Annotated in this window: 18 protein-coding genes; 1 reads left to right on the top strand and 17 read right to left on the bottom strand. The window is 30.2% G+C overall.

Going from position 1 to position 20062, the window contains the following annotated elements:
• Positions 1-20: 20 nt before the first annotated feature.
• The 10 genes from B5X81_RS12840 to surE form a co-directional block, all read right to left on the bottom strand.
• Positions 21-1658, bottom strand: coding sequence for a hypothetical protein (locus tag B5X81_RS12840; protein WP_079492204.1), 1638 nt, complete (start codon positions 1656-1658; stop codon positions 21-23).
• The gene (locus B5X81_RS12835; protein WP_079492203.1) at positions 1648-2580 is read right to left on the bottom strand and encodes an ABC transporter permease; all 933 of its coding nucleotides are present in this window, start codon (positions 2578-2580) and stop codon (positions 1648-1650) included. The genes B5X81_RS12840 and B5X81_RS12835 overlap by 11 nt, the downstream gene beginning before the upstream one ends.
• Positions 2577-3506 carry an ABC transporter ATP-binding protein gene (locus B5X81_RS12830; protein ID WP_079492202.1) on the bottom strand — a complete coding sequence of 310 codons (930 nt, stop codon included), beginning with the start codon at positions 3504-3506 and terminating at the stop codon, positions 2577-2579. The genes B5X81_RS12835 and B5X81_RS12830 overlap by 4 nt, the downstream gene beginning before the upstream one ends.
• Complete coding sequence (locus tag B5X81_RS12825; RefSeq protein ID WP_079492201.1) at positions 3506-5899, bottom strand: hypothetical protein; 2394 nt, start codon at positions 5897-5899, stop codon at positions 3506-3508. The genes B5X81_RS12830 and B5X81_RS12825 overlap by 1 nt, the downstream gene beginning before the upstream one ends.
• A gap of 285 nt (positions 5900-6184) precedes the next feature.
• Positions 6185-7045, bottom strand: a complete 861-nt coding sequence (locus tag B5X81_RS12820) for a MurR/RpiR family transcriptional regulator (protein ID WP_079492199.1) — start codon at positions 7043-7045, stop codon at positions 6185-6187.
• A 33-nt stretch (positions 7046-7078) separates the two neighbouring features.
• Complete coding sequence (locus B5X81_RS12815) at positions 7079-7612, bottom strand: 2-oxoacid:acceptor oxidoreductase family protein (RefSeq protein ID WP_079492198.1); 534 nt, start codon at positions 7610-7612, stop codon at positions 7079-7081.
• A 2-nt stretch (positions 7613-7614) separates the two neighbouring features.
• A complete protein-coding gene (locus B5X81_RS12810; RefSeq protein WP_079492196.1) occupies positions 7615-8436 on the bottom strand; it encodes a 2-oxoacid:ferredoxin oxidoreductase subunit beta in 822 nt (273 codons plus the stop codon).
• Complete coding sequence (locus B5X81_RS12805; RefSeq protein ID WP_079492195.1) at positions 8437-9576, bottom strand: 2-oxoacid:acceptor oxidoreductase subunit alpha; 1140 nt, start codon at positions 9574-9576, stop codon at positions 8437-8439.
• Complete coding sequence (locus tag B5X81_RS12800) at positions 9566-9775, bottom strand: 4Fe-4S dicluster domain-containing protein (protein WP_079492194.1); 210 nt, start codon at positions 9773-9775, stop codon at positions 9566-9568. The genes B5X81_RS12805 and B5X81_RS12800 overlap by 11 nt, the downstream gene beginning before the upstream one ends.
• A 231-nt stretch (positions 9776-10006) precedes the next feature.
• On the bottom strand, positions 10007-10768 hold the full coding sequence (gene surE, locus B5X81_RS12795; RefSeq protein WP_079492193.1) for a 5'/3'-nucleotidase SurE: 762 nt from the start codon (positions 10766-10768) through the stop codon (positions 10007-10009).
• A 102-nt stretch (positions 10769-10870) separates the two neighbouring features.
• Between surE and B5X81_RS12790 the strand changes: the two genes are divergently transcribed.
• Positions 10871-11518 (top strand): hypothetical protein, encoded by a 648-nt coding sequence (locus B5X81_RS12790; RefSeq protein ID WP_244282088.1) that lies wholly within the window; start codon positions 10871-10873, stop codon positions 11516-11518.
• Between the two features lie 71 nt (positions 11519-11589).
• On the opposite strand, the gene B5X81_RS12785 is transcribed toward B5X81_RS12790, so the two are convergent.
• The 7 genes from B5X81_RS12785 to B5X81_RS12755 all read right to left on the bottom strand — a co-directional run bounded on the left by B5X81_RS12785 (position 11590) and on the right by B5X81_RS12755 (position 20020).
• On the bottom strand, positions 11590-12159 hold the full coding sequence (locus tag B5X81_RS12785; RefSeq protein ID WP_079492190.1) for a tRNA (mnm(5)s(2)U34)-methyltransferase: 570 nt from the start codon (positions 12157-12159) through the stop codon (positions 11590-11592).
• Between the two features lie 31 nt (positions 12160-12190).
• Positions 12191-12667: a GNAT family N-acetyltransferase gene (locus B5X81_RS12780; protein ID WP_079492189.1), complete on the bottom strand. Its 477-nt coding sequence runs from the start codon at positions 12665-12667 to the stop codon at positions 12191-12193.
• Between the two features lie 174 nt (positions 12668-12841).
• On the bottom strand, positions 12842-13549 hold the full coding sequence (locus tag B5X81_RS12775; protein WP_079492188.1) for a pseudouridine synthase: 708 nt from the start codon (positions 13547-13549) through the stop codon (positions 12842-12844).
• A gap of 1392 nt (positions 13550-14941) precedes the next feature.
• A complete protein-coding gene (locus B5X81_RS12770) occupies positions 14942-15991 on the bottom strand; it encodes a serine hydrolase domain-containing protein (protein ID WP_079492186.1) in 1050 nt (349 codons plus the stop codon).
• Positions 15992-16577: 586 nt separating this feature from the next.
• On the bottom strand, positions 16578-17267 hold the full coding sequence (locus B5X81_RS12765) for a hypothetical protein (protein ID WP_079492185.1): 690 nt from the start codon (positions 17265-17267) through the stop codon (positions 16578-16580).
• 507 nt (positions 17268-17774) lie between these two features.
• On the bottom strand, positions 17775-19055 hold the full coding sequence (locus tag B5X81_RS12760; RefSeq protein WP_079492183.1) for an FAD-dependent oxidoreductase: 1281 nt from the start codon (positions 19053-19055) through the stop codon (positions 17775-17777).
• A complete protein-coding gene (locus tag B5X81_RS12755; protein ID WP_244282087.1) occupies positions 19055-20020 on the bottom strand; it encodes a sulfide/dihydroorotate dehydrogenase-like FAD/NAD-binding protein in 966 nt (321 codons plus the stop codon). Before B5X81_RS12755 ends, B5X81_RS12760 begins: the two co-directional genes overlap by 1 nt.
• Between the last annotated feature and the right edge of the window lie 42 nt (positions 20021-20062).

Below are 20062 nucleotides of genomic sequence, written 5' to 3'. Positions count from 1 at the left end.
TATTCTTTTCCCTTTGTTATTTACTCGTCTAACTTAATAAAATACTCCTTAACAACTTCCTGCATATTCAGGGGAATTTCTTCTTCTTCCAACCTTTTGTATTCACTATCTCTATAATTTCTAAACACTTCACTAAATGGAATAGATTCTCCCATATCTTCTCCGAATTTTTTAACCTCTATAATGTCTTTTTGCCCTGACTTATCTATTTCATCATGGATTTTACTGCTTTCACCATCTACATTAAGCCTCTTTGGTGTAAAGATTTTCTCATAGTCCTTGGCCTTTTCATCACTACTTTCCTGTTTTCCACCACTACTATTTTGAGGGCTTCCTTCTCTTCCTTCACTACCGGATGAACTTCCATTTCCTGAACCATTATTTCCAAGGCTATTGCCTTGATTTTCATTATTTCTATTACTTTGGCCACCTTCTTGAGCACCATGCTCTCCAGTCGGGTATGAAGATGGACTTTCGCTATTTCCTTCATTTCCTAAGCTACCTTGGCTTATGGTTATATCTTCATTTTCTGTCATTTCATTTAAGCTATTATTTAATTCATCTATGCTATTTAAAGCTTCAGCTAATTGAGTAGAAATATTGGAATTATTAAGCATATTATTTATTGCTTTGTTTAAATTCTCAAGACTCTGATTAATCATGTTGCTGTTTTGACTTTCCTGCTCTATAGACTGGGATATGGCATCTCTAATTTCTTTAAATGCCTCTACAAGCTTGGGATTATTCTTTAACAGTTTTTGCAATTCCTTCAATTCATTTATTAGTTTTTCCAGATCATCTTTATTCATTTTTTTTATTTTATTAGCCATGCCTTCAATTTCCTTAGTTATTTCATGGGAATTTCTCTCTTTGAGTTTTTCAGCTAATGTTTTAGTGAAATTCTTATTTTCAAGTTTTTTAGCTATTTTATTCATTTCTCTTTCGTTAATATCTTTACCTATTTTCTCCAGTTCATTTTTAGTCTTTATAATTTCTTTTTGAATATTTTTTAAATCCTTTGATTCTTCAATACGATTTTTTATTTTATTTAAGCTTTCTTCTATTTCCTTCTTTTCTTCTAGTTTTAGCACCTTATCTTTCTCTATTTTTTTCTTCACCTTTTCTATCTTTGCTTTTTCTTCTTCTAGTTTTTCTATATTTTTCTCCCTTTCTTTAGCAACAGTATAGGATTTTGTTGGTATAAAGCTTACTCCTATAGTAGAGATGAAAAATATTAATATAAATAGTAATACTTTCAAAGAAGGCCTTAAAGAAATTTTTGATTTCAAATCTTCTCTTTGAAGGAATTTTAAGGTATCCTCCTTTTGAATTTTTGCAACTAAGCTCTCTTTGCCCTTTAAATCCAAGGATGTTACTATCCTCTCTTTAAGTCCAAAGGAATCCAGTAAAATTGCTGTTTCCTTATAGGAAGGCTTTTTATATAATGACCAAATAAATCCTGCTATTAAAGAAAAAATTAAAACTATAATTATTTTATTCCATATAAAAGTTATGGGGAAAAATCTTGAAAAAATCATAAAAGCAAACGAAGCTCCTCCCCATAGCATCAAAGACAGTGTTATAACATGAATTAACTTTTTAAAATAATATTTAAACATTAAAGGTTTTAAAAGGGTGATTATTTTTTTATCTAGCATCTATCTTTTCATCCTTCTTTTTTCTTCTCTTTCTATTTTTCTTGTCTTCTCCTCTATTACCAAATTTCTTCATTGGATTTATCTTTAATGAAGTTATAAATAGTAAAATACAAGATGATATGAAACTAAAGGCCATATTATAATAAAGTGGTTCAAGATAATTCATATTTACTTTTTTTCCAATTAGGAAATGTCTCATAGTACCTTCGCTAAATTGATCTTCCAGTATGGCTCCTATACCAATCATTGGATTTATATAAGCTATTCCATTATAAATTGTTTTTAATATGGAACTAGTATTATTTATTCCAGCTCTATCTATAAACATTCTAAATACAATCAAACAAAATCCAGTTCCAAACACAAGCATTAACACTAAAAAATAGGTGAATATAGTGGAAGTAGTGGTTTTTCTAAAGAAAGCCGAGCCAAAAATCCCTATACTTCCAAACAATAATGCAGTTATTAGATAATACGCAAATAGTATTAAAACATTTGCTGGCGTAATAACTCCAAAAAGAAAAAAAATACTAAATATGGGAATTGATACAATGAGCAAGATTATCATAAGGGATAATGCCGCAGAAAGTTTACCCGAAACTATTGAAAAGCTTGAAAGTCTAGTACATAACAATAGATCAAAGGTTCTTCTTTCCTTTTCACCACATATACTGCTTGCTGTAGTTGCAGGTATAATAAAGGCAATTAGCATCAATTGAAATATTGTGATGGCAATATATATAAATTTAAGTTCTTCTATCCGTATTCCCCTATAGTTGCTATAACCAAAAAACATCTGGGATGCCAAGAGCCCTAAAAATGCACATAGTAAGAATAGATACAACGATATGGTTATAGGCATTTTCCATGATCTAGTCCTTACCTTTAACTCCTTTTTTAATACAGGATTGATTTTAATCATTCTCCATCCCCCCTAGTAACCTCCATAAATATATCCTCTAAATTATTTTCAATAGGTTTAAAGGATATTACAGGAATATTTGCATCTAAAACTCTCTTTACAAGATTGGATACCTCTTTTAGTTCTCCGCTAAATTCAATTTCTATATACCTTTCCTCTTCTATAACTGACTTAATCAAAGGTTCTTCCTTCAAAAACCGTATGCATTTTTCCTTTTCTCCTAAAACTTCTATCCTTATTACACTTGCCCCTTTAGCTCTGTGCATTATTTCCTCTACAGATCCATTTACTACTATCTTTCCGCCCTCAATTATTCCTATATTTGTACAAAGCTCAGATAGCTCAGGTAGTATATGGGAACTGATTATTATAGTCTTACCCATTTTCTTAAGCTCCCTAAGTATTTCCTTCATCTGAACTCGTGCCCTTGGGTCCATACCCGATGCAGGCTCATCCAATATAAGAAGCTTAGGATTATGGATAAGACATCTTGCAAGACATAGCCTCTGCTTCATCCCCCTTGACAATGAATCTACATAGGCATTCTTTTTATTTGTAAGGTCCACTAGCTCTAATAAGTCTTTAATAATACTTACTTTTTCACTTCTATTAAAACCTGCAATATCACTGTAAAAATCCATATATTCATTCACCTTTAGTTTATCATATACACCAAAGAAATCTGGCATATAACCAATGTTACTTCTTACCTTTTTCAGGTTTTTATGGTTAATTTCGGTTCCATCTAAATAAATATTTCCTGAAGTTGCTTTAAGAAGCGTTGATATCATTTTAAAAGTAGTAGTTTTTCCTGCACCATTTGGTCCAACAAATCCAAAAATTTCTCCCTCATTTATTTCTAGTGAAATATTGTCCACAGCTTTAAACTTTCCATATTTTTTAGTTAAATTCTCTATTTTAAGCATTATTCCTGCACCCCCTCTATTGTAAAACTTGGTATAGATAGATTTGTGCCTTTTTCGGGGTCAATTTTAACCAAAGCTCCTCTTTCTTTTTGATAATACCTATTCATATTAGAATCATCTATTATAATCGTGTTTTTATTCCATTTTTCCCATTCATTTTTTTCATAGTTGAAAATATATGTGATAGCATCATATTTAGAGCTTTCATGCATCATATCAAAATCAATTTCCATTGAATTTAGTCTAATATTATCTTCCGGCTTAAATCTAAGTACTACATAACCATCACCATATAGCATTGTCCCATTTCTCTCTATATGCATATCATTATTTTCTTGGATTTCCGGATAAAGTATGCCATAGGGTATTTGTACCCTATCTCCCTTTTTATATTCTATATCCAGTGGCAATATTATCAGATTTCTATCGATTCTCTTAACTTCTTTACCATTTATTTGTATATTTTTTCCTGTTTCTCCTCTATTCCAAGCTATTATAAAAAATCTATTATTATTGACTGCAAATTCCTCTGAATCAAAAACGCCTCTTAATATATCTCTTTTAATATTATTATTTAGAATATCATCTCCTTCATTTTTAGAATTTGTTGAATTATTTTGATAACTACTCCCATATATACTGTCAATAATTGAGTACCAGTTCTTGGTAGTTTTATTTTTACTTATAGCAATTTGAAATTCCTTTGATTTTTTTCCTGCTTTTAAATCACCTAATTTTCTATATTGATCACCATAAAAAATAATTACATCCTCCAGGTCAAATTCAAAAGAATTATTAACACTGCCCAAGAGCTTATTATCTTTAATTTCAATATCAGGTATTATATTTCCATCTAGCTTTATTTCATTACTAATTGTAAGATTTTCCACATCAAGAATACTAGCTTTATTAAATAAAACATGGCTATCTTCATCAAATAAGTATTCTGTTATTACTTCTTCATCTGCAAATCTTCTTAAAATATCGTACTGGTTTCTATCCTGTAATAAAAAGTTACTGCTTTTATCAAAGGTAACGTCCCAAGTACCGTTCTTAAACCCCATAATCCCCAATCTGGTATTTACCACCGCAGTATTAGTTGTATCATCAATCTCTATAATTGAAACATTATTCACTATTGGCTGCCTTAATTTAGATCTAAATCCTAAAACATATATTGAACTAGAAAATATAATTACTATTAAGGGAATAGTGACCCATAACAACTCTCTTCTATCAATTCTTTTAAGTATATAATAATTTATTGGACCAACTAATAAAATAAATAATATTAATATAGTTAATATTGATCTAGCAGAAGGAAGTAAATTTTGCGGTAAATAGGATACTATATTTTCGAACCAATGTGATCCCATCATTTGGTATTTTTCATCATAATTCTTTATGTTGCTATTTAAATAATTATTAATTAACTGGTTTATAAACTTGTCCTTTTCCTTCCAATTGACAAAGGGTGAAAGGCCCAAATCAAACCCTGCAATTACCACATGTCCCTTCCCTATTCTTTTATGATATAATTTAAGTTCTTTATTATTATCTATAGTAATTTCTTCCCCATCTTTTAGTACTGGGTCAATTATCTTCATATCTTCTTCACTGCTTATATTTTCTATCATTATTTCCTTAGTTCCTTTAACATCTATAAAATTTATATTATCCAGTCCCTTTAAAGTCTTTTGATAATTTGGACCTGTACCTACTAATAATAGGCCTCCTGCTTCTATCCAATTTTTTAATGCTTCTCTTTGCCTAATATTTAGTTTCTGAGAATCGTAGTTATTAATAACTATCGTCTCAAAAGCTTTTAAAGTTATATGATTTTCTGGTAATGTATCATCCAACTCAGCAATTTGAAAAAAACTTTCTCTACTTCCCTTTGGATAATTAATATTGTAGGCTTTGGATAAATACCTTAAACTATCAATATTTTCATCTAATATCCCCATAAACATGCCTTCATCTCTATTAATTGTTAAATACTTAACCATCTTCTTGAAAACAACATTATTGTCTTTATCTAATACTCTTACATACAGCAGGCCATTTCTATGAAATACAGATTCCATATCTATAATTTTAGTTGAATTTTTAGCAATATTAATTTTTCTACTATAAGCAGTATAAAAATTCTTTTTATTGTATTCATCATGTACAAGAAACTGAATTTTCCCTTCAACATCCTTGTAATTATTTTTTATTTCTATTCTCACTGGCGTAAGCTCACTTCTTTTAACATGTCCATCAAAACCAACTTTTACATCTATTTCAAACTTTTCCTCACCATAACTTATATTTAATAGTCCTAAACAAATAATAAAACTTAAAAATATAACTAATATTATATGATTTATATTTTTAATGCTAATATTCATTACTTTTCCTCCTCAGATTATACAATAGCAACATAATCATTTTACATTTAACAATAATAATTATCAAGTACAAAAGGAGTTTGTAACTAACTAAAATTGCTAGTTACTTGATTACAAGTCAACTTAAACTCATTCTTAAAATTCTCTTACAATAGCCTCAATAGATATTAGTAATTTTAAGTGGTAAGTTGTTAATAGTGTTTTACAATAATAAAAAAAGCAAAAGCAGCTACATATAAATATGTAGAAACCTTTGCTAACGGTCCGTTCTTTTAAATATTATGACTATTTATTTAAATATATATCATATTTTTCCCAAGTTTCTTCTAGATCTTTTAATCTCTTTGTTATTTTATCCTTTTCTTTCATTCCTAAAGCTATAATTAAAGCATTCATTAAACTGACCGGGGCAACTAATGAATCTACGAAAGAAGTCATTGTACTCTTTGTAGTCAAAATAATATCGGCAACATCTGAAATTGGTGCAAGATGACTGTCTGTAATTCCAATTATTTTAACGTTTTTGCTTTTTGCAAACTCAGCAGCTTCAATTGTTTTTTTAGAATATCTGGGATAGGATATTCCAATTAAAACATCGTTTTCATTTATTCTTATTAATTGATCAAACACATCGTTTATGCCCGATGGAATAATATAGACATTATCTAAAATCATATTCAAATAAAAGGCTAAATACTCAACAATTGCTATTGAACTACGAAAACCTAATAAATATACATTTTCAGCTTTCAAAATCGCATCTACTGTGTTTTTAAAAGCTTCTGTGTCCAATTCATCAATAGTTTTAATAATATTATCCACATCAGCCTGCATGGCCTTCATAATAAATTCTTCGTCATTATAATTACTAGATAGCTCAAGTCTTTGAACAGTAGTTAGCTTAGTTTTAATCAATTCTTGGAGTTCTTTTTGCAAATTAGGATATCCTTTATAGTTTAATGCATTGGCAAATCTTACAACAGTAGATTCGCTAACACCAACCTTTTCACCTAATTTAGATGCAGTCATAAAAGCAACTTTATCATAATTATTAACTATAAAGTCAGCAATAAGCCTTTGCCCCTTACTTAATTTATTATATCTTTCTTTTATTCGATTAAGTAAATCTCTTTTCGCTTCATTCATAAGCCAGCGGCTCCTCTTTTAGATTATATAAGCCTATTTTACTAAATTATAGCCTTCCTGTAAAGCCTTTTTATTTAACTCTTCAGTTCCCCTTGGTACTCTACTCAATACTGCTTCTTCAAGATGTTCTTTTGACACCATACCTGAAAGCTCTTGAATAGCACCTAATGCAACAATATTGGCAACCATGCTTTTTCCTATCACTTCTTTAGCTGTATCTAATATAGGTATAGAAATTACTTTTCCTATTTTTAAATCTGAAGGTACTTTAAGAGATGAATCAACTACTAATACGCCATCTTCCTTTAATGTATGGGCATATTTATCAAGGGCCACTTGTGTAAGTGAAAGCATAAAATCTGCTTTATCTACTTTAGGAAAATATATATCGTCATTGCTTATAATTACTTCTGCTTTACTAGCTCCGCCTCTTGCTTCAGGTCCATAGGATTGAGATTGAACAGCATTATTACCTTCCATGATTGCAGTTTCAGCCAAAATAATACCAGCCAATATAAGTCCTTGTCCCCCTGAACCAGTCAATCTAATTTCAGTTCGCTTAACCATTCCTATCTCTCCTTTTGATTTCTTTCTATTATCTTCATATATTCATCAGTATACTCAGGCTCTGTAACATTTTTAAATTCTCCAATTAAGAACTTACCCTTTACCTTCTCTTCTGGCAATTTAGATGCTACTTTTACATCTATGGCATTATTCTTTAACCAGTTCATCATATCAACTGCAGAACCTTTTTTATTTTTTCTACCATAATAAGTAGGACATACACTAATACCTTCAATTAATGAGAATCCTCTATTTTTTATTCCATTTTCTATAAGTTTAATTAATTGATTTGCATGATATGCAGTTCCTCTAGCTGTATAGGTTGCTCCAGCAGCTTCAGCAAGTTTTGGAATATCAAATGGTTTATCAATATTTCCATAGGGAGCAGTAGTACCATATTCATTAGTTGGTGTTGTAGGTGAATATTGTCCTCCAGTCATTCCATAAATATTATTATTAAATACAACAGTTGTTATATCTATATTTCTTCTAGAAGCATGGATCAAATGGTTACCACCAATAGCTGCAGCGTCTCCATCTCCAGTTACTACTATTACATGTAGTTCAGGTCTTGCAAGCTTAATGCCTGTTGCAAAGGCCAATGCTCTACCATGAGTGGTATGTAGAGTATTGAAATCCATATATCCTGTCGCCCTTGAAGAACATCCAATACCAGATACTATGCATACATTGTCTTTATCTAATCCTAAATTATCGATGGCTTTTGCAACAGATCTCATTAAAATTCCATGACCGCAACCGGGACACCAAATATGAGGTAATTTATCTTCTCTAAAATAATCTTTAATTAATTTGCTAGTCACTTATAAAACCTCCTTAGCTTTGCTTACAATTTCCTCTGGAGTAATTACTTCTCCATTTGCTTTGCCTATATGGTTTATTTCACAATTTCCTTTTACTGTTCTCTCTACCTCTAAAACTATTTGACCAAGATTCATTTCTGCCACTATAATTGATTTAACTTTTTCTCCTAATTTTTTAACTTGTTCTTCAGGGAAAGGCCAAATCGTAATCGGTCTAAATAGACCCGCTTTAATTCCTTCTTCTCTTAATTTTTTAACAGCACTTTTAGCAGATCTTGCTATACTACCGTAAGAAAGAATTGCTATTTCGGCATCTTCAAGCATAAATTCTTCATACTGAACAATATCATCTAAATTTTTATTAACTTTATTCATTAATCTGTTTAAAAGCTTTTCAGCATTTTTAGGACCAGTGCTAGGAAAACCAGTTTCATCATGTATAAGTCCAGTAACATGATATCTATGACCATCTCCAAAGGCTGCCATAGGAGGCACTAATTTATCTCCACTAACCTTATAAGGTAAATAATTATCGTCATTATCATCGGGCTTAACTCTATCTATCACTTCAATTTCACTTGGGTCAGGAATCTCAATTCTCTCCCTCATATGTCCTACAACTTCATCTGTTAAAATAATTACAGGTGTTCGATATTTTTCAGCTAGGTTAAAAGCTCTTATAGTTACATCAAAGGTTTCTCTCACTGATGAAGGACTAAGGGCTATTATTGGATGATCTCCATGAGTACCCCATTTAGCCTGCATAATATCTGCTTGAGCAGGAGCTGTAGGTAATCCAGTACTTGGTCCTCCTCTTTGAACATTCACAATAACAAGGGGTATTTCTGATACTGTAGCATATCCCAAATTTTCTTGTTTAAGTGAAAAACCAGGTCCACTAGTTGCAGTCATAGACTTAAGTCCTGCCAAGGATGCTCCGATAGCTGCAGCTATACCACCTATTTCGTCTTCCATTTGTATAAATTTTCCTCCAACACATGGTAACTTTTCAGCAGAAATTTCCGCAATTTCTGTAGAAGGAGTTATTGGATACCCACCATAAAACCTCATTCCAGCTGCCAAAGCTCCTTCAACACAAGCTTCATTTCCTTGCATTAATCTTACTTTTTTATTTTTCATCGTCATTACCTCCTAAGAAAATAGCGTAGTCTGGACATCGTAATTCACATTGACCACATTTTATACAATTCTCTATATCAGCAATTTTTACTTTTCCGTTTTCCATAGTTAATACATTTTTAGGACAGAATTCAACACAAATCCCACATCCTTTACATAACTCTTTTTCTACTTTTAGTTTAACTTTGTTTTGGCTCAAGGTTATTCCCTCCTTATAATAGTTAAAACAATTTCTCTATATCATCATCATAACAGTTTCCGCAAAATTTTGCAATAAATATTTCATTTTTAAAAATGTTTTTTTATTTTCTGCAATATATATTGCAAATAGTATAATTATATCTATGTATTTCTGACTTTTTCTATATTTGTATACATTTATTTTGTATACAAATATAGAAAAAGGAAGGTGTTTAGTAACACCTTCCCTTTAAAATTTAATATTCCATTTTCTTATTATTTTATTTAAATCATAATCTGTAAGGTCATAATGTATTGGAGTTACTGATATATAGTTATCTTTCACACTATTCACATCGGAATCTTCATTTTGATCCTCCTGAATTAATTCTCCACCAAGCCAATAATAATCCTGTCCCCTAGGATCAACTCTCTTAATAAAAGTATTTTTATATTTTCGTGCCCCTAGAGTAGTGATTTTAACTCCTTTTACCTCTTTTTTATTACAAGTTGGAACATTAATATTTAATAAGGTATCTTTAGGCAGTTTATTATATGTTAAATTATCAATCATAATATTTGCAAATTCAGCACCAATATCATAATCAATATTTTGAGTATCAGCCATAGATATGGCCATAGACTGTATTCCATGTATAGCCCCTTCCATTGCAGCAGAAACTGTTCCTGAGTATAATACATCAGTTCCCAAATTTGGTCCATCATTAATCCCCGAGATAACAAAATCAGGTTTATCCTTTAATATGCCTTCAATGGCAAGCTTTATACAATCAGCTGGAGTTCCATCAATGGACCAAGCTAAAATATCTGTATCAAAAAATTTTATTTTATTTGCCCTTAAGGGATGATGCATTGTAATCCCATGCCCAGTAGCACTTCTTTGTCTATCCGGTGCCACAACAAAGACTTCATGCTTTACACTTAATTTTTTTGCTAGTTTATATATTCCTTCAGCAAAGATACCATCATCATTTGCAACAACTACTTTCATTGTAAAACACATCCTTTCAAATTAACAAAAAAAGTATTTATTAAATACTCTAATAGTCATTTAGTTTTATACAAATACTAAAGTATATTATAATTCCTTGAGGTGATTTTATTGATTTTAATTGATGATGCAGGTAGCGGCAGTTTAATTGGTGGGACAATAATCGGTGCAATGCGGTATGAAACTGAGGAATTTCATTTTAATACAATTCCATTAAAATACTATTCACCTGAGTTCTTCAGCAAAAAAATCTATCTTGATTACGTTATTGAAATAGTTAAAGATTTATTTGAAAAATTACAAGTTAATAAAAATGAAGAAATTCTAATTTGTAGAGGCTATATGTTTGACAACCTTAGAAAATGGTTTTCTAAAAATAATTTTAAATATACTAGTACAAAAATTGGAGAGCCTCTTCAATCAAAAATTGAATCTACCTTTGAAAACTATACCATTAGATTAGGTTTTCCTCAAAGGTTTATAAGCTACACAAAATACCCTTTTCATTTTCATAGAATTTTAAGATGGGTATATGCTGATTATGATGAAAGAGTAAAGCTTTGCAAAACGGGATGGAAAAGCTTTACAAAGTATGGTTCTCTCCCCATTCAATATAATACCACTAAAATAAAGAAGTCTCGATTTATCTGCCTTAAATGTGATAAGAAAATTGAAGATAATAGTTACGTAAGATTACTGGAATTCACCAGTAACAGACCACAAAAAATTTATCTTCATCATGATTGCTAAGCAAAGGGTCTGTGACGCATTTCGCTTTATACTATTGCTTCGTAAAATCTTGTAACTTGAAAATCCTTAATCTATTTCTTTTCTATAGCTATAAGTAAAGGAGGATTATTTATTTGATTGATAAATTCCATTTTTAATACATTTCCTTGTTTTTGATCAATTGTAGATAAATATTTTAACAGTTCCTCCTTTTCTTTTAATCCTTCCTTATGGCCTGGATAAATGGCTATGGTCATAATACCATTTACTTCTAATAAGTCTATTCCCTGCTTTACAGCTTCAATTGTGGTTTTATATTTGGTTGTTATTTCATGGTTTTTTCCTGGTAAATAACCTAAATTAAACATAATTGCAGAAACCTTAGTGTCAACATATTCCTTTAGTTTTTCATGTCCAGAATTTATAAGCATTACTCTATCAATCATGTTTTTATCCCTTAACTTCTTCTCAGTATTTTCAATAGCTATATCTTGAATATCAAAACCAATAACCTTCCCCTTTTCTCCAACCAAATCACATAAAAATAGAATATCATTGCCATTACCAACAGTTGCATCTATAACTACATCATTCTTTTTCACTACCATAGCTATTAAGTTTTTAGCTAAATCAGTAGCTTTACTTAAATATTTTGCTTGCATTTATTATCCTCCATCCATTTTATATGAATACTTATCGGCTACTCTTACAAGCTTTGTTAAAAAAGTCAGGTAATATTGCCTGAAAAACTTCTACAGTTTCCTCATTTCCTAATTCATTTCCAATATATTTTATTATCTCTTTGCAATCTTCTATTTTTCTTTTTATTAGTCCTGCTTTTTCATAAAATATAGAGTTTTCCCCATGGGATATGAGATAAACTTTTTTGATTTGTCTTTTATCAGCTAAATTTAATATTGCTTTAATCAATCCATCTCCTATATACTGGCCTCTATATTCTTGTTTTACTATCAATAAATCTATCAATGCCATATTTTTATTTGAAAGTTTTTTATAGCTTGAATATCCTAAAATTTTATCGCCATCATATACTGCCATAGAATTATTTAAAATTTCATTATGCAAGTCAAAATTATTTACCTTTTCTGAAGTTAACAAATCAATAATTTTATTTTTATCCTTTTCTTCTGGAACCCTAATATTTATCATATTGTTCCTCTCCTTATATTCTAATTACAATATACATTTTTTCACTTCTTAAATAGTAGTCCTTTTTTTCTCTTGTCCTAAATTATTACTATGTAATCATATCCAATTATGTTACTATTTTTTAAATAATTCAATGCCAATAGCATAACTTTTTTAGCAGGAGAAGATGATTGTTTATAAAGATTTTAAATATTCTTTTTCTTCCTTAGTTAAATATCTCCATTTTCCCTTTGGTAACCCTTCTATATCTATTTTACCGATTGAAATTCTCTCCAGTGTTATAACTGGATGACCTAAAGCCTCCATCATCTTTCTGATTTGTCTATTTTTCCCTTCATGAATAATAACTTTAACTAAACAATTATTTTTATATTTTTTTAAAAGCTTTATCTGAGCTGGAGCAGTGGTATAACCGCCAATATCTACTCCACTTTTAAACTCATCCATTTTTTTGTTAGTAATGAGCCCCTTTATCTTACATTTATAAGTTTTGTATATATGGCTGCTTGGATGGGTTATTTTATGAGTTAATTCTCCATCATTTGTCAGTAAAAGCAATCCCGAGGTATTATAATCTAATCTTCCTACAGGATATATGCGCTTCCTTATTCCTTTAACTAAATCTAATACAGTAGGTCTCCCAAATTGATCCTTTGCTGTTGTTACATAGCCTTCAGGTTTATTTAAAAGAACATAAACCTTATTATCAGATAACTTTATATCCCGATTATCAAAAGAAATTGTATCAATTTCCGGGTTCACTTTTATTCCCATTTCGGTTACTATTTCTCCATTGACTTTGACTCTTCCCATTTTTATCAATTCTTCTGCCCCTCTTCTAGAAGCTATACCAGCCAAAGCCATATACTTTTGAAGTCTCATTTTTACAACTCCTTTATTATAGTTATATGACTAAGAAAATTAATAAAAAGAAAAGAAAGTGACTTTAAGAATTTAGCAAGAAAACTATCTGAAAGATTTCATAAAAATTCGTGGAACTGACAGGACATCAGTTCTTAGGCCTGAGGCATGGACACTTCGTGGGGCGTCCACATTTTTTTGAAATCTTGAAGATTAAGTTTTCTCTAAATTCTTGTTGGATTGAAGGTTTTTTTTATTAATTTTCAGAATCACACGCCATATATATAATTGAGGAAATTGCATAATACATTTGAAGAATTTTAAAATACAAAATGTAGCAGAGATAGCTAAGCAAGTTATCTACATATTGTATTTTAAAATTAATAATGTTCATTATACAAGTTTCTCAATTATGTAAAACTTCTCTCTATATAGATATTCCAGTAAAACAGTTAATTTATACACATCAAAACTCCCCAAAAGCTCTGGATATTTTGATATGCATAAATTAAGTTTTGCTATTGAAAATCTATATAAATAACCAATATCAAACTATATTATACTTCATAGTGGGTTTTCAGCCAATAGCAAATAGAAAATCAATACAGTATCAATAAGAAATAATGAATTTATTATTTAGTTTTACAAAAATATGACCATAATAATCTAATTGTTAATCTTTGATTATTATGGTCATCCTTTCATTCCTTCTAACTCAATATCTAAATGCCACCACCAATTTTCATTAGGTTCATTATTATTACAACCACAAAATGGCTCTTTTAAATAATCAGCAAATTGGTTAGCCTTTTTTAATAAAATTTTACCATAGATTTCTAATTTTTTTAAAATTCATTCAATTTTTCATAGTTGTTCTGAATTTTACTTCTCTTTAAAAATGTTTTTATATATTTAAATGAACTTACTTTATAAATCATAGGATATATCAATCACATAGATTTAATCACTTCAATAAAAATAATAGATATTTATCTATTATTTTTATTCTAATTCACTGTTGATTTATTTTATATATAGAAATAGATAGGGATAAACTACATATTTCTATAATTTAAAAATTGTATTATTAGTGATATATGTTTTAAGTAAAGCCTAATATTATTAAATAAAGCTAAAAATCTTCTAATTAGGAGTATTTTAGAAATATATTTAGATTATAAAATTTCTGGCTTTTTTACGTTAAAGTCTGTTTTAGCGTTGTAACATTTCAGATTAGCGATGTCCGTTAGCTTTAGCTGGTTCTAAAGAAATTGTTATTAGTGGAGACTCACTTCCAGCTAAGAATATCTGCTAATTTATTGTTATCTGAAGTCCAACGTACTAAACTGTATGGCCTGACAGGAGTATCAACCTTTAAATATTTTGCATTCTTAACAAATCCTTATAACTTATTCAATTACCAAGTAGTGACATAATTTTATCCTTAATTTTTATACGGTCAGTAGCGGTATTATTACTTAAAATAATAATTGTCTGTTTTAATTCAACATTACGATATATTAAAGCCCTAACTCCATCTATTGTTCCCATATGCTGCATTATTGGCTTTTTGCCAGGTTTAATAATAAACCAGCCATATCCATAAGAATCTAAAAAAGGAGTGAACATTTTATTCATTGATTCCTTATCTAAGAGTTTATTTGTATATAAAGCTTGGTCCCATCTATATAGGTCTTCAATTGTTGATTGTAAAGCCCCAGCAGAATATGCTGTCGACATATTAATATAATCTGCCTTTGCGTACATTACAGCATTCAAATATTTGTACCTAATTGCTTTTTTAGGTAGCTCTTTATTATGGTCATATCCCGTATCTTTCATTTTTAATGGTATAAATATATTCTCTTTTACAAAGTCTTCATATTTCATGTTAGATACTTTTTCAATAATATAACCAAGAAGAGCATAGTTAGAATTACTATATTCAAATCTCTCTCCTGGATTGAAATTTAAAGGTTTATCTTTAAATACATTAATCAGGTTTGTTGGAGAATAATGTTTAGTACCTTTCAAAAGTTCCTCATTTATATATTCAGCTATACCTGATGTATTGGTAAGCAAGTTATGTATCGTTATTTTATCCCCATTAGGATATCCTGGAATATACTTATCAATTGTATCACTTACATTTAAAGCTCCTCTTTCATTAAGCATCATAATACCCACGGCAGTAAATTGTTTTGTTAATGAAGCAATTCCAAAAATAGTATCAGGTGTGTTTGGTATTTTCTTTTCATAATCAGCAAATCCGTAGCCTTTTTTAAGGACTATTTCACCATCATCTGCCACAAGTATGGAACCATTGAAGTTATTAGATTTGCAAAATTTATCAAAGCTGTCATCCTTTTCAATCAAGATTTCTACTGTTGAATTTGAATCACAAGCACTAATAGTAAAAATAAGTATTAAAATTAGAAACAAATATTTAAATCTACTAGTCATCTTTTCCCCTCCTAATACTTTGTAATTCTTCAGTCTATCAAAGTGCTCTCTATTGCTGCTGCATTTCAGATAACTTAGGGGTTACCGTCTTCTTTATGTCGCTAATACTTCTAAGTAAGTATATTATACGGCTAGTTGTGTCGGTAATACTTTCCTATATATGAAATATTCTTTATATATTATATCATATTTTGGTAGTATTTTACTTAATGATGTCATATATGTCAAACCGCATATAACAAGGATAAAATTGAACTCTATTCTAATCTTCCACTAACTATTCTTCTACTAAAAAATAAAGACTAGGGTACCTGGTCTACGTTAACTAAAGTTTTAGTCAAAATTTGAAAAATCAGAGTTTAATTCCTACACTAATTAATTTCTATACTAGCGTGATAATATACTGATATATATAATTGAGGAAATTGCATAATACATGTAAAGAATTTTAAAATACAAAATGTAGTGAAGAGAGTCAGGTGAGTTGTCTACATATTGTATTTTAAAATTGATAATGCTAATTATGCAAGTTTCTCAATTATACAGCCTTGTATTATATGGATAAGTAAAAGTTAAAGCCACTTTTTTATTTTTTACCCCTAAGGCCTCTTTTTTTAGCTTCCATCGATTCATTAATATGTACTAAATTGTGACGAGTAACAGGCATTAACAATATACCTGCTGTAGTCTTTTTTCTCCAAAAATCAATCAACCATAAAGCATTTTCATCATTTGCCACTGCTCCTAATGCTATAGCTTTTTCAAGTCCAGCCTCTAAAGTCTTAGCTTTTAAATCGCTATATGTAAGTGAAAAAACAATTTCACGAGTTTTTTTACCAACTGCTTTCCTATAATCTTTCAAAGCTTGCATATCTATTGTTTGACTAAACTTTAATATACTATCTGAATCTAAATCATTACCTGTACCATAAATGGAAGATTTCATTTTTTCCATCCAGTTATCTTGATCAATAATTTGATCCTCCCCAACTACAAGAAGATTCATTGTTATATCTTCAATACGTGCTGAATGCCACATTCCATATGCAACTGTTCGCCCCTTTTTATTCTGGCCTGTTCGAAAAATCACTTCATCCATTCCTTCCCATAACTCATCTTCAAATGTTATACTCTTAATTTTAGATACATCAGAAGTATGTATTCTAGCATGTTGATCCATGAACAAATCAATCCCATCTTTAAATGTAGACTCTTTTTTCAACAACTGTCGAAGTATTTTATGGTTCTCGTTCCATGTTTTTTTAGTATATTCCATTGTTGTACCCCCTATTATCTACTTGATTAGACTTAAATTATATCGTAAAGTTTTCTATATTACACATAATAATATTTATATAAGACACCATACAATTCTTAAATCAACTATCACATTTCTATAATTCATCTTTAACTATAAATACTTATACAAATTATTCTAAAATCCTTTGACTATTTTTGTCGATATGTCTCTAGTTTTGTTAAATACAAAAATATACTTATATTGGAATATAAATATTCCTGTATAATTTATGCTACTAATTTTTTTATCCCTAGCAAAAAAGCAGGTGAGGATCGCACCTGCATTTTTTAACTCATCACCTGCATTTTTAATAGTATTATACAATATTTGTTTATTTCATTTAATAGAGCAAGTTGCATAATTACCTTCTTCAAAAACTATCTACTACATATAATTTTGAAATCTCCAAAGCTATGCCATATATATTATGCAATTTTGCCAAATTAGAGTTATGCAATTTCCTCAATACACTATAGCCTTTTTTTATAGTAATTTTTCTTCAAATATATTTAAAAGATCCAGCCTTTTTATTTTCTTCTTTAAACTATCTTTGTCTAAAGTATATAAACCTAGCTCCTTCATTCTATCAAAATAAGTGGAACCGGCAAATGTATATCTTGTCTTTAAGCCTTCCGGTGTATTTATTTTTTCATTGGCAAATGCAATTATATCACCTATGCCAATACTAATCGGCAGTTCCAATAGCTTCATCCCTTTATTCATTCTTACAGCATTATGTCCTGCCAGACTTCCCGTAACAATTGCCTCCGTATGTCCTACAAAAAATCCTGATTTTTCTCCTGCACACAATAAATTATCTATATCCTTTACTTTCATTGTATTTTCTCTAGGAGCAATAGACAAATACCTTATAGAATTACCTATCCCCCCTGAATATGGGTCTTCATATTTAGCATTTTCTAGGCCCTTTATTTTCCTAAGCTTTTCTAAGGGGTAATATGGTGCCATCAGCTTGGCATGACCTGTATCAAGCAACACAATATTTTGTGCATACTCCTTTAAAGCATACTGCTGACAAACCTTTTTATCTAACTTTCCTACATTTATATCCTCAATAGGTACTGGTAAAACTACTACACCTTTCTTATTAAGCTTATTAACAATTTCCTCACTCAAAGAATCCTTATTTAATTTGCATGACCCACTAAAGGCTCCGTAAGTACCATCTTTTCTTTGCCCTAATATATCTTCAACACCTGATTTCATACTTATGCTTACCCTTGGGCCAAAGGTAGGACATCGTAGGATACACATTGCACACCCATTTCCATATTTTAAACAATTCCCCATAGGTCCTGTAGAACCTGTTGTCTCGATGAAAACATCACCTTTAATAATTTCTTCATTATGAAGGACAATCCCACTAATTATTTTATTATCAATATCAACATCTACGGCCCTTGTTTTGAACATTATTTTTATTCCCATTTCCAGAATCTTTTCCCTAACCATAGGTTCTATCTTTGTAACATCATAAAGATTAGCATGCTTATGACCAGGAAAATCTATTCCAACATGTCTAGAAACCTTGTCACAAATTTCAAAAAGCTCTCCAGCGCCTAATAGTATGGCTTCTTCTGATGCTGTATACCTTCCATTATTTCTCATTATTCCGCCCACGTTTCCAAGACCAAGTAACAAATCTGTTCTTTCAATTATCACAACATCAGCACCAGCCTTTTTTGCTGTAATAGCTGCCGCACATCCAGACCATCCTCCACCTATTATTACGACCTTAGCCATTATTTTTCCCCCTCTCTAAAGATCCAAGCAGTATCTATCTGAGACTTACAAGCCTTTAATATTTCATCTCCTATTTTGATGCAACAAGCCCCGCATATACCTTCTCCACAGCATATCTCTTTATTATTCGTGACTACAAAATTTGTATCTGGTGATAACTCATTAAGAAACCCTTTAATTTCCTTATGCTGAATATCAGAGCCCCCGCTAAAGCATAAATCATAGCTATTATTTCTAATTAATTCTTGTATTAATAATTTTCCCTTTTCTTCCAGAATATTTGTCTCTATAGTCAATATTCTATTTTCATCGATGTAATCAGTAATAAATAAGTCTTCGAACTTACCTTTATCCATTATTAAAGTTATTCTGTTATTATTTCGTATCAAATAATTTAGAATATTAACCGATGGTGCCAAAGCCACTCCCCTTGCAATAATTAATGCATTTGAATCTTTAAAGGTTTTAAGTTCTTTAAGTCCTAAAATTCCATTCCAATAGGGCCCTCTTACTATTAATTTTTCATTAGTTTCCAGCAAAGTTTTTGTTTTTGTTCCTATTATTTGTACCGCTATATCTATTTGGCCACTTCTATCATTAGCATACATTATAGACATTGGCGTATCAAAATACTCAGGCTTATGAGGATCTCTTATAAACACATATGATCCAGGTTGCTTTAGATACCTTGCGAAGGTTTTTGTAGTAATAAGCTTGAATATTATTAAATTATCACCAATTATTTTTTTATCTAAAATTCTAGCTTCGAAATTCTTTCTAGGAAGCTTTGCCTTTTTCCCATTCCAGGTATACTCCGTTAAAATACATACTCCCCTCCAATTGCAATCGCAAAACTCCATTCCCTGGAGATGGGAACACGTGATACAGTCATTAGTTTCTGCTAAATAACAGGGGCAATAATCGCTACCTGCGTCAATGCATTCATATATGATTTTTTTACTCACCCTAATCCCTCACTTTTCAAAATAAACCTTATAATATTAGAA

It is taken from the genome of Maledivibacter halophilus, from assembly GCF_900167445.1.
In the GTDB taxonomy this organism is placed as follows: domain Bacteria; phylum Bacillota; class Clostridia; order Peptostreptococcales; family Caminicellaceae; genus Maledivibacter; species Maledivibacter halophilus.
Note: the sequence above shows the minus strand (reverse complement) of the source record. Positions and strands in the feature narration are given on the sequence as shown.

Coding starts and splice junctions, on each gene's coding strand:
- B5X81_RS12840 (WP_079492204.1), bottom strand. CDS start 1,658: ATGCTAGATAAAAAAATAATCACCCTTTTAAAACCTTTAATGTTTAAA.
- B5X81_RS12835 (WP_079492203.1), bottom strand. CDS start 2,580: ATGATTAAAATCAATCCTGTATTAAAAAAGGAGTTAAAGGTAAGGACT.
- B5X81_RS12830 (WP_079492202.1), bottom strand. CDS start 3,506: ATGCTTAAAATAGAGAATTTAACTAAAAAATATGGAAAGTTTAAAGCT.
- B5X81_RS12825 (WP_079492201.1), bottom strand. CDS start 5,899: ATGAATATTAGCATTAAAAATATAAATCATATAATATTAGTTATATTT.
- B5X81_RS12820 (WP_079492199.1), bottom strand. CDS start 7,045: ATGAATGAAGCGAAAAGAGATTTACTTAATCGAATAAAAGAAAGATAT.
- B5X81_RS12815 (WP_079492198.1), bottom strand. CDS start 7,612: ATGGTTAAGCGAACTGAAATTAGATTGACTGGTTCAGGGGGACAAGGA.
- B5X81_RS12805 (WP_079492195.1), bottom strand. CDS start 9,576: ATGAAAAATAAAAAAGTAAGATTAATGCAAGGAAATGAAGCTTGTGTT.
- surE (WP_079492193.1), bottom strand. CDS start 10,768: ATGAAAGTAGTTGTTGCAAATGATGATGGTATCTTTGCTGAAGGAATA.
- B5X81_RS12785 (WP_079492190.1), bottom strand. CDS start 12,159: ATGCAAGCAAAATATTTAAGTAAAGCTACTGATTTAGCTAAAAACTTA.
- B5X81_RS12780 (WP_079492189.1), bottom strand. CDS start 12,667: ATGATAAATATTAGGGTTCCAGAAGAAAAGGATAAAAATAAAATTATT.
- B5X81_RS12775 (WP_079492188.1), bottom strand. CDS start 13,549: ATGAGACTTCAAAAGTATATGGCTTTGGCTGGTATAGCTTCTAGAAGA.
- B5X81_RS12770 (WP_079492186.1), bottom strand. CDS start 15,991: ATGACTAGTAGATTTAAATATTTGTTTCTAATTTTAATACTTATTTTT.
- B5X81_RS12765 (WP_079492185.1), bottom strand. CDS start 17,267: ATGGAATATACTAAAAAAACATGGAACGAGAACCATAAAATACTTCGA.
- B5X81_RS12760 (WP_079492183.1), bottom strand. CDS start 19,055: ATGGCTAAGGTCGTAATAATAGGTGGAGGATGGTCTGGATGTGCGGCA.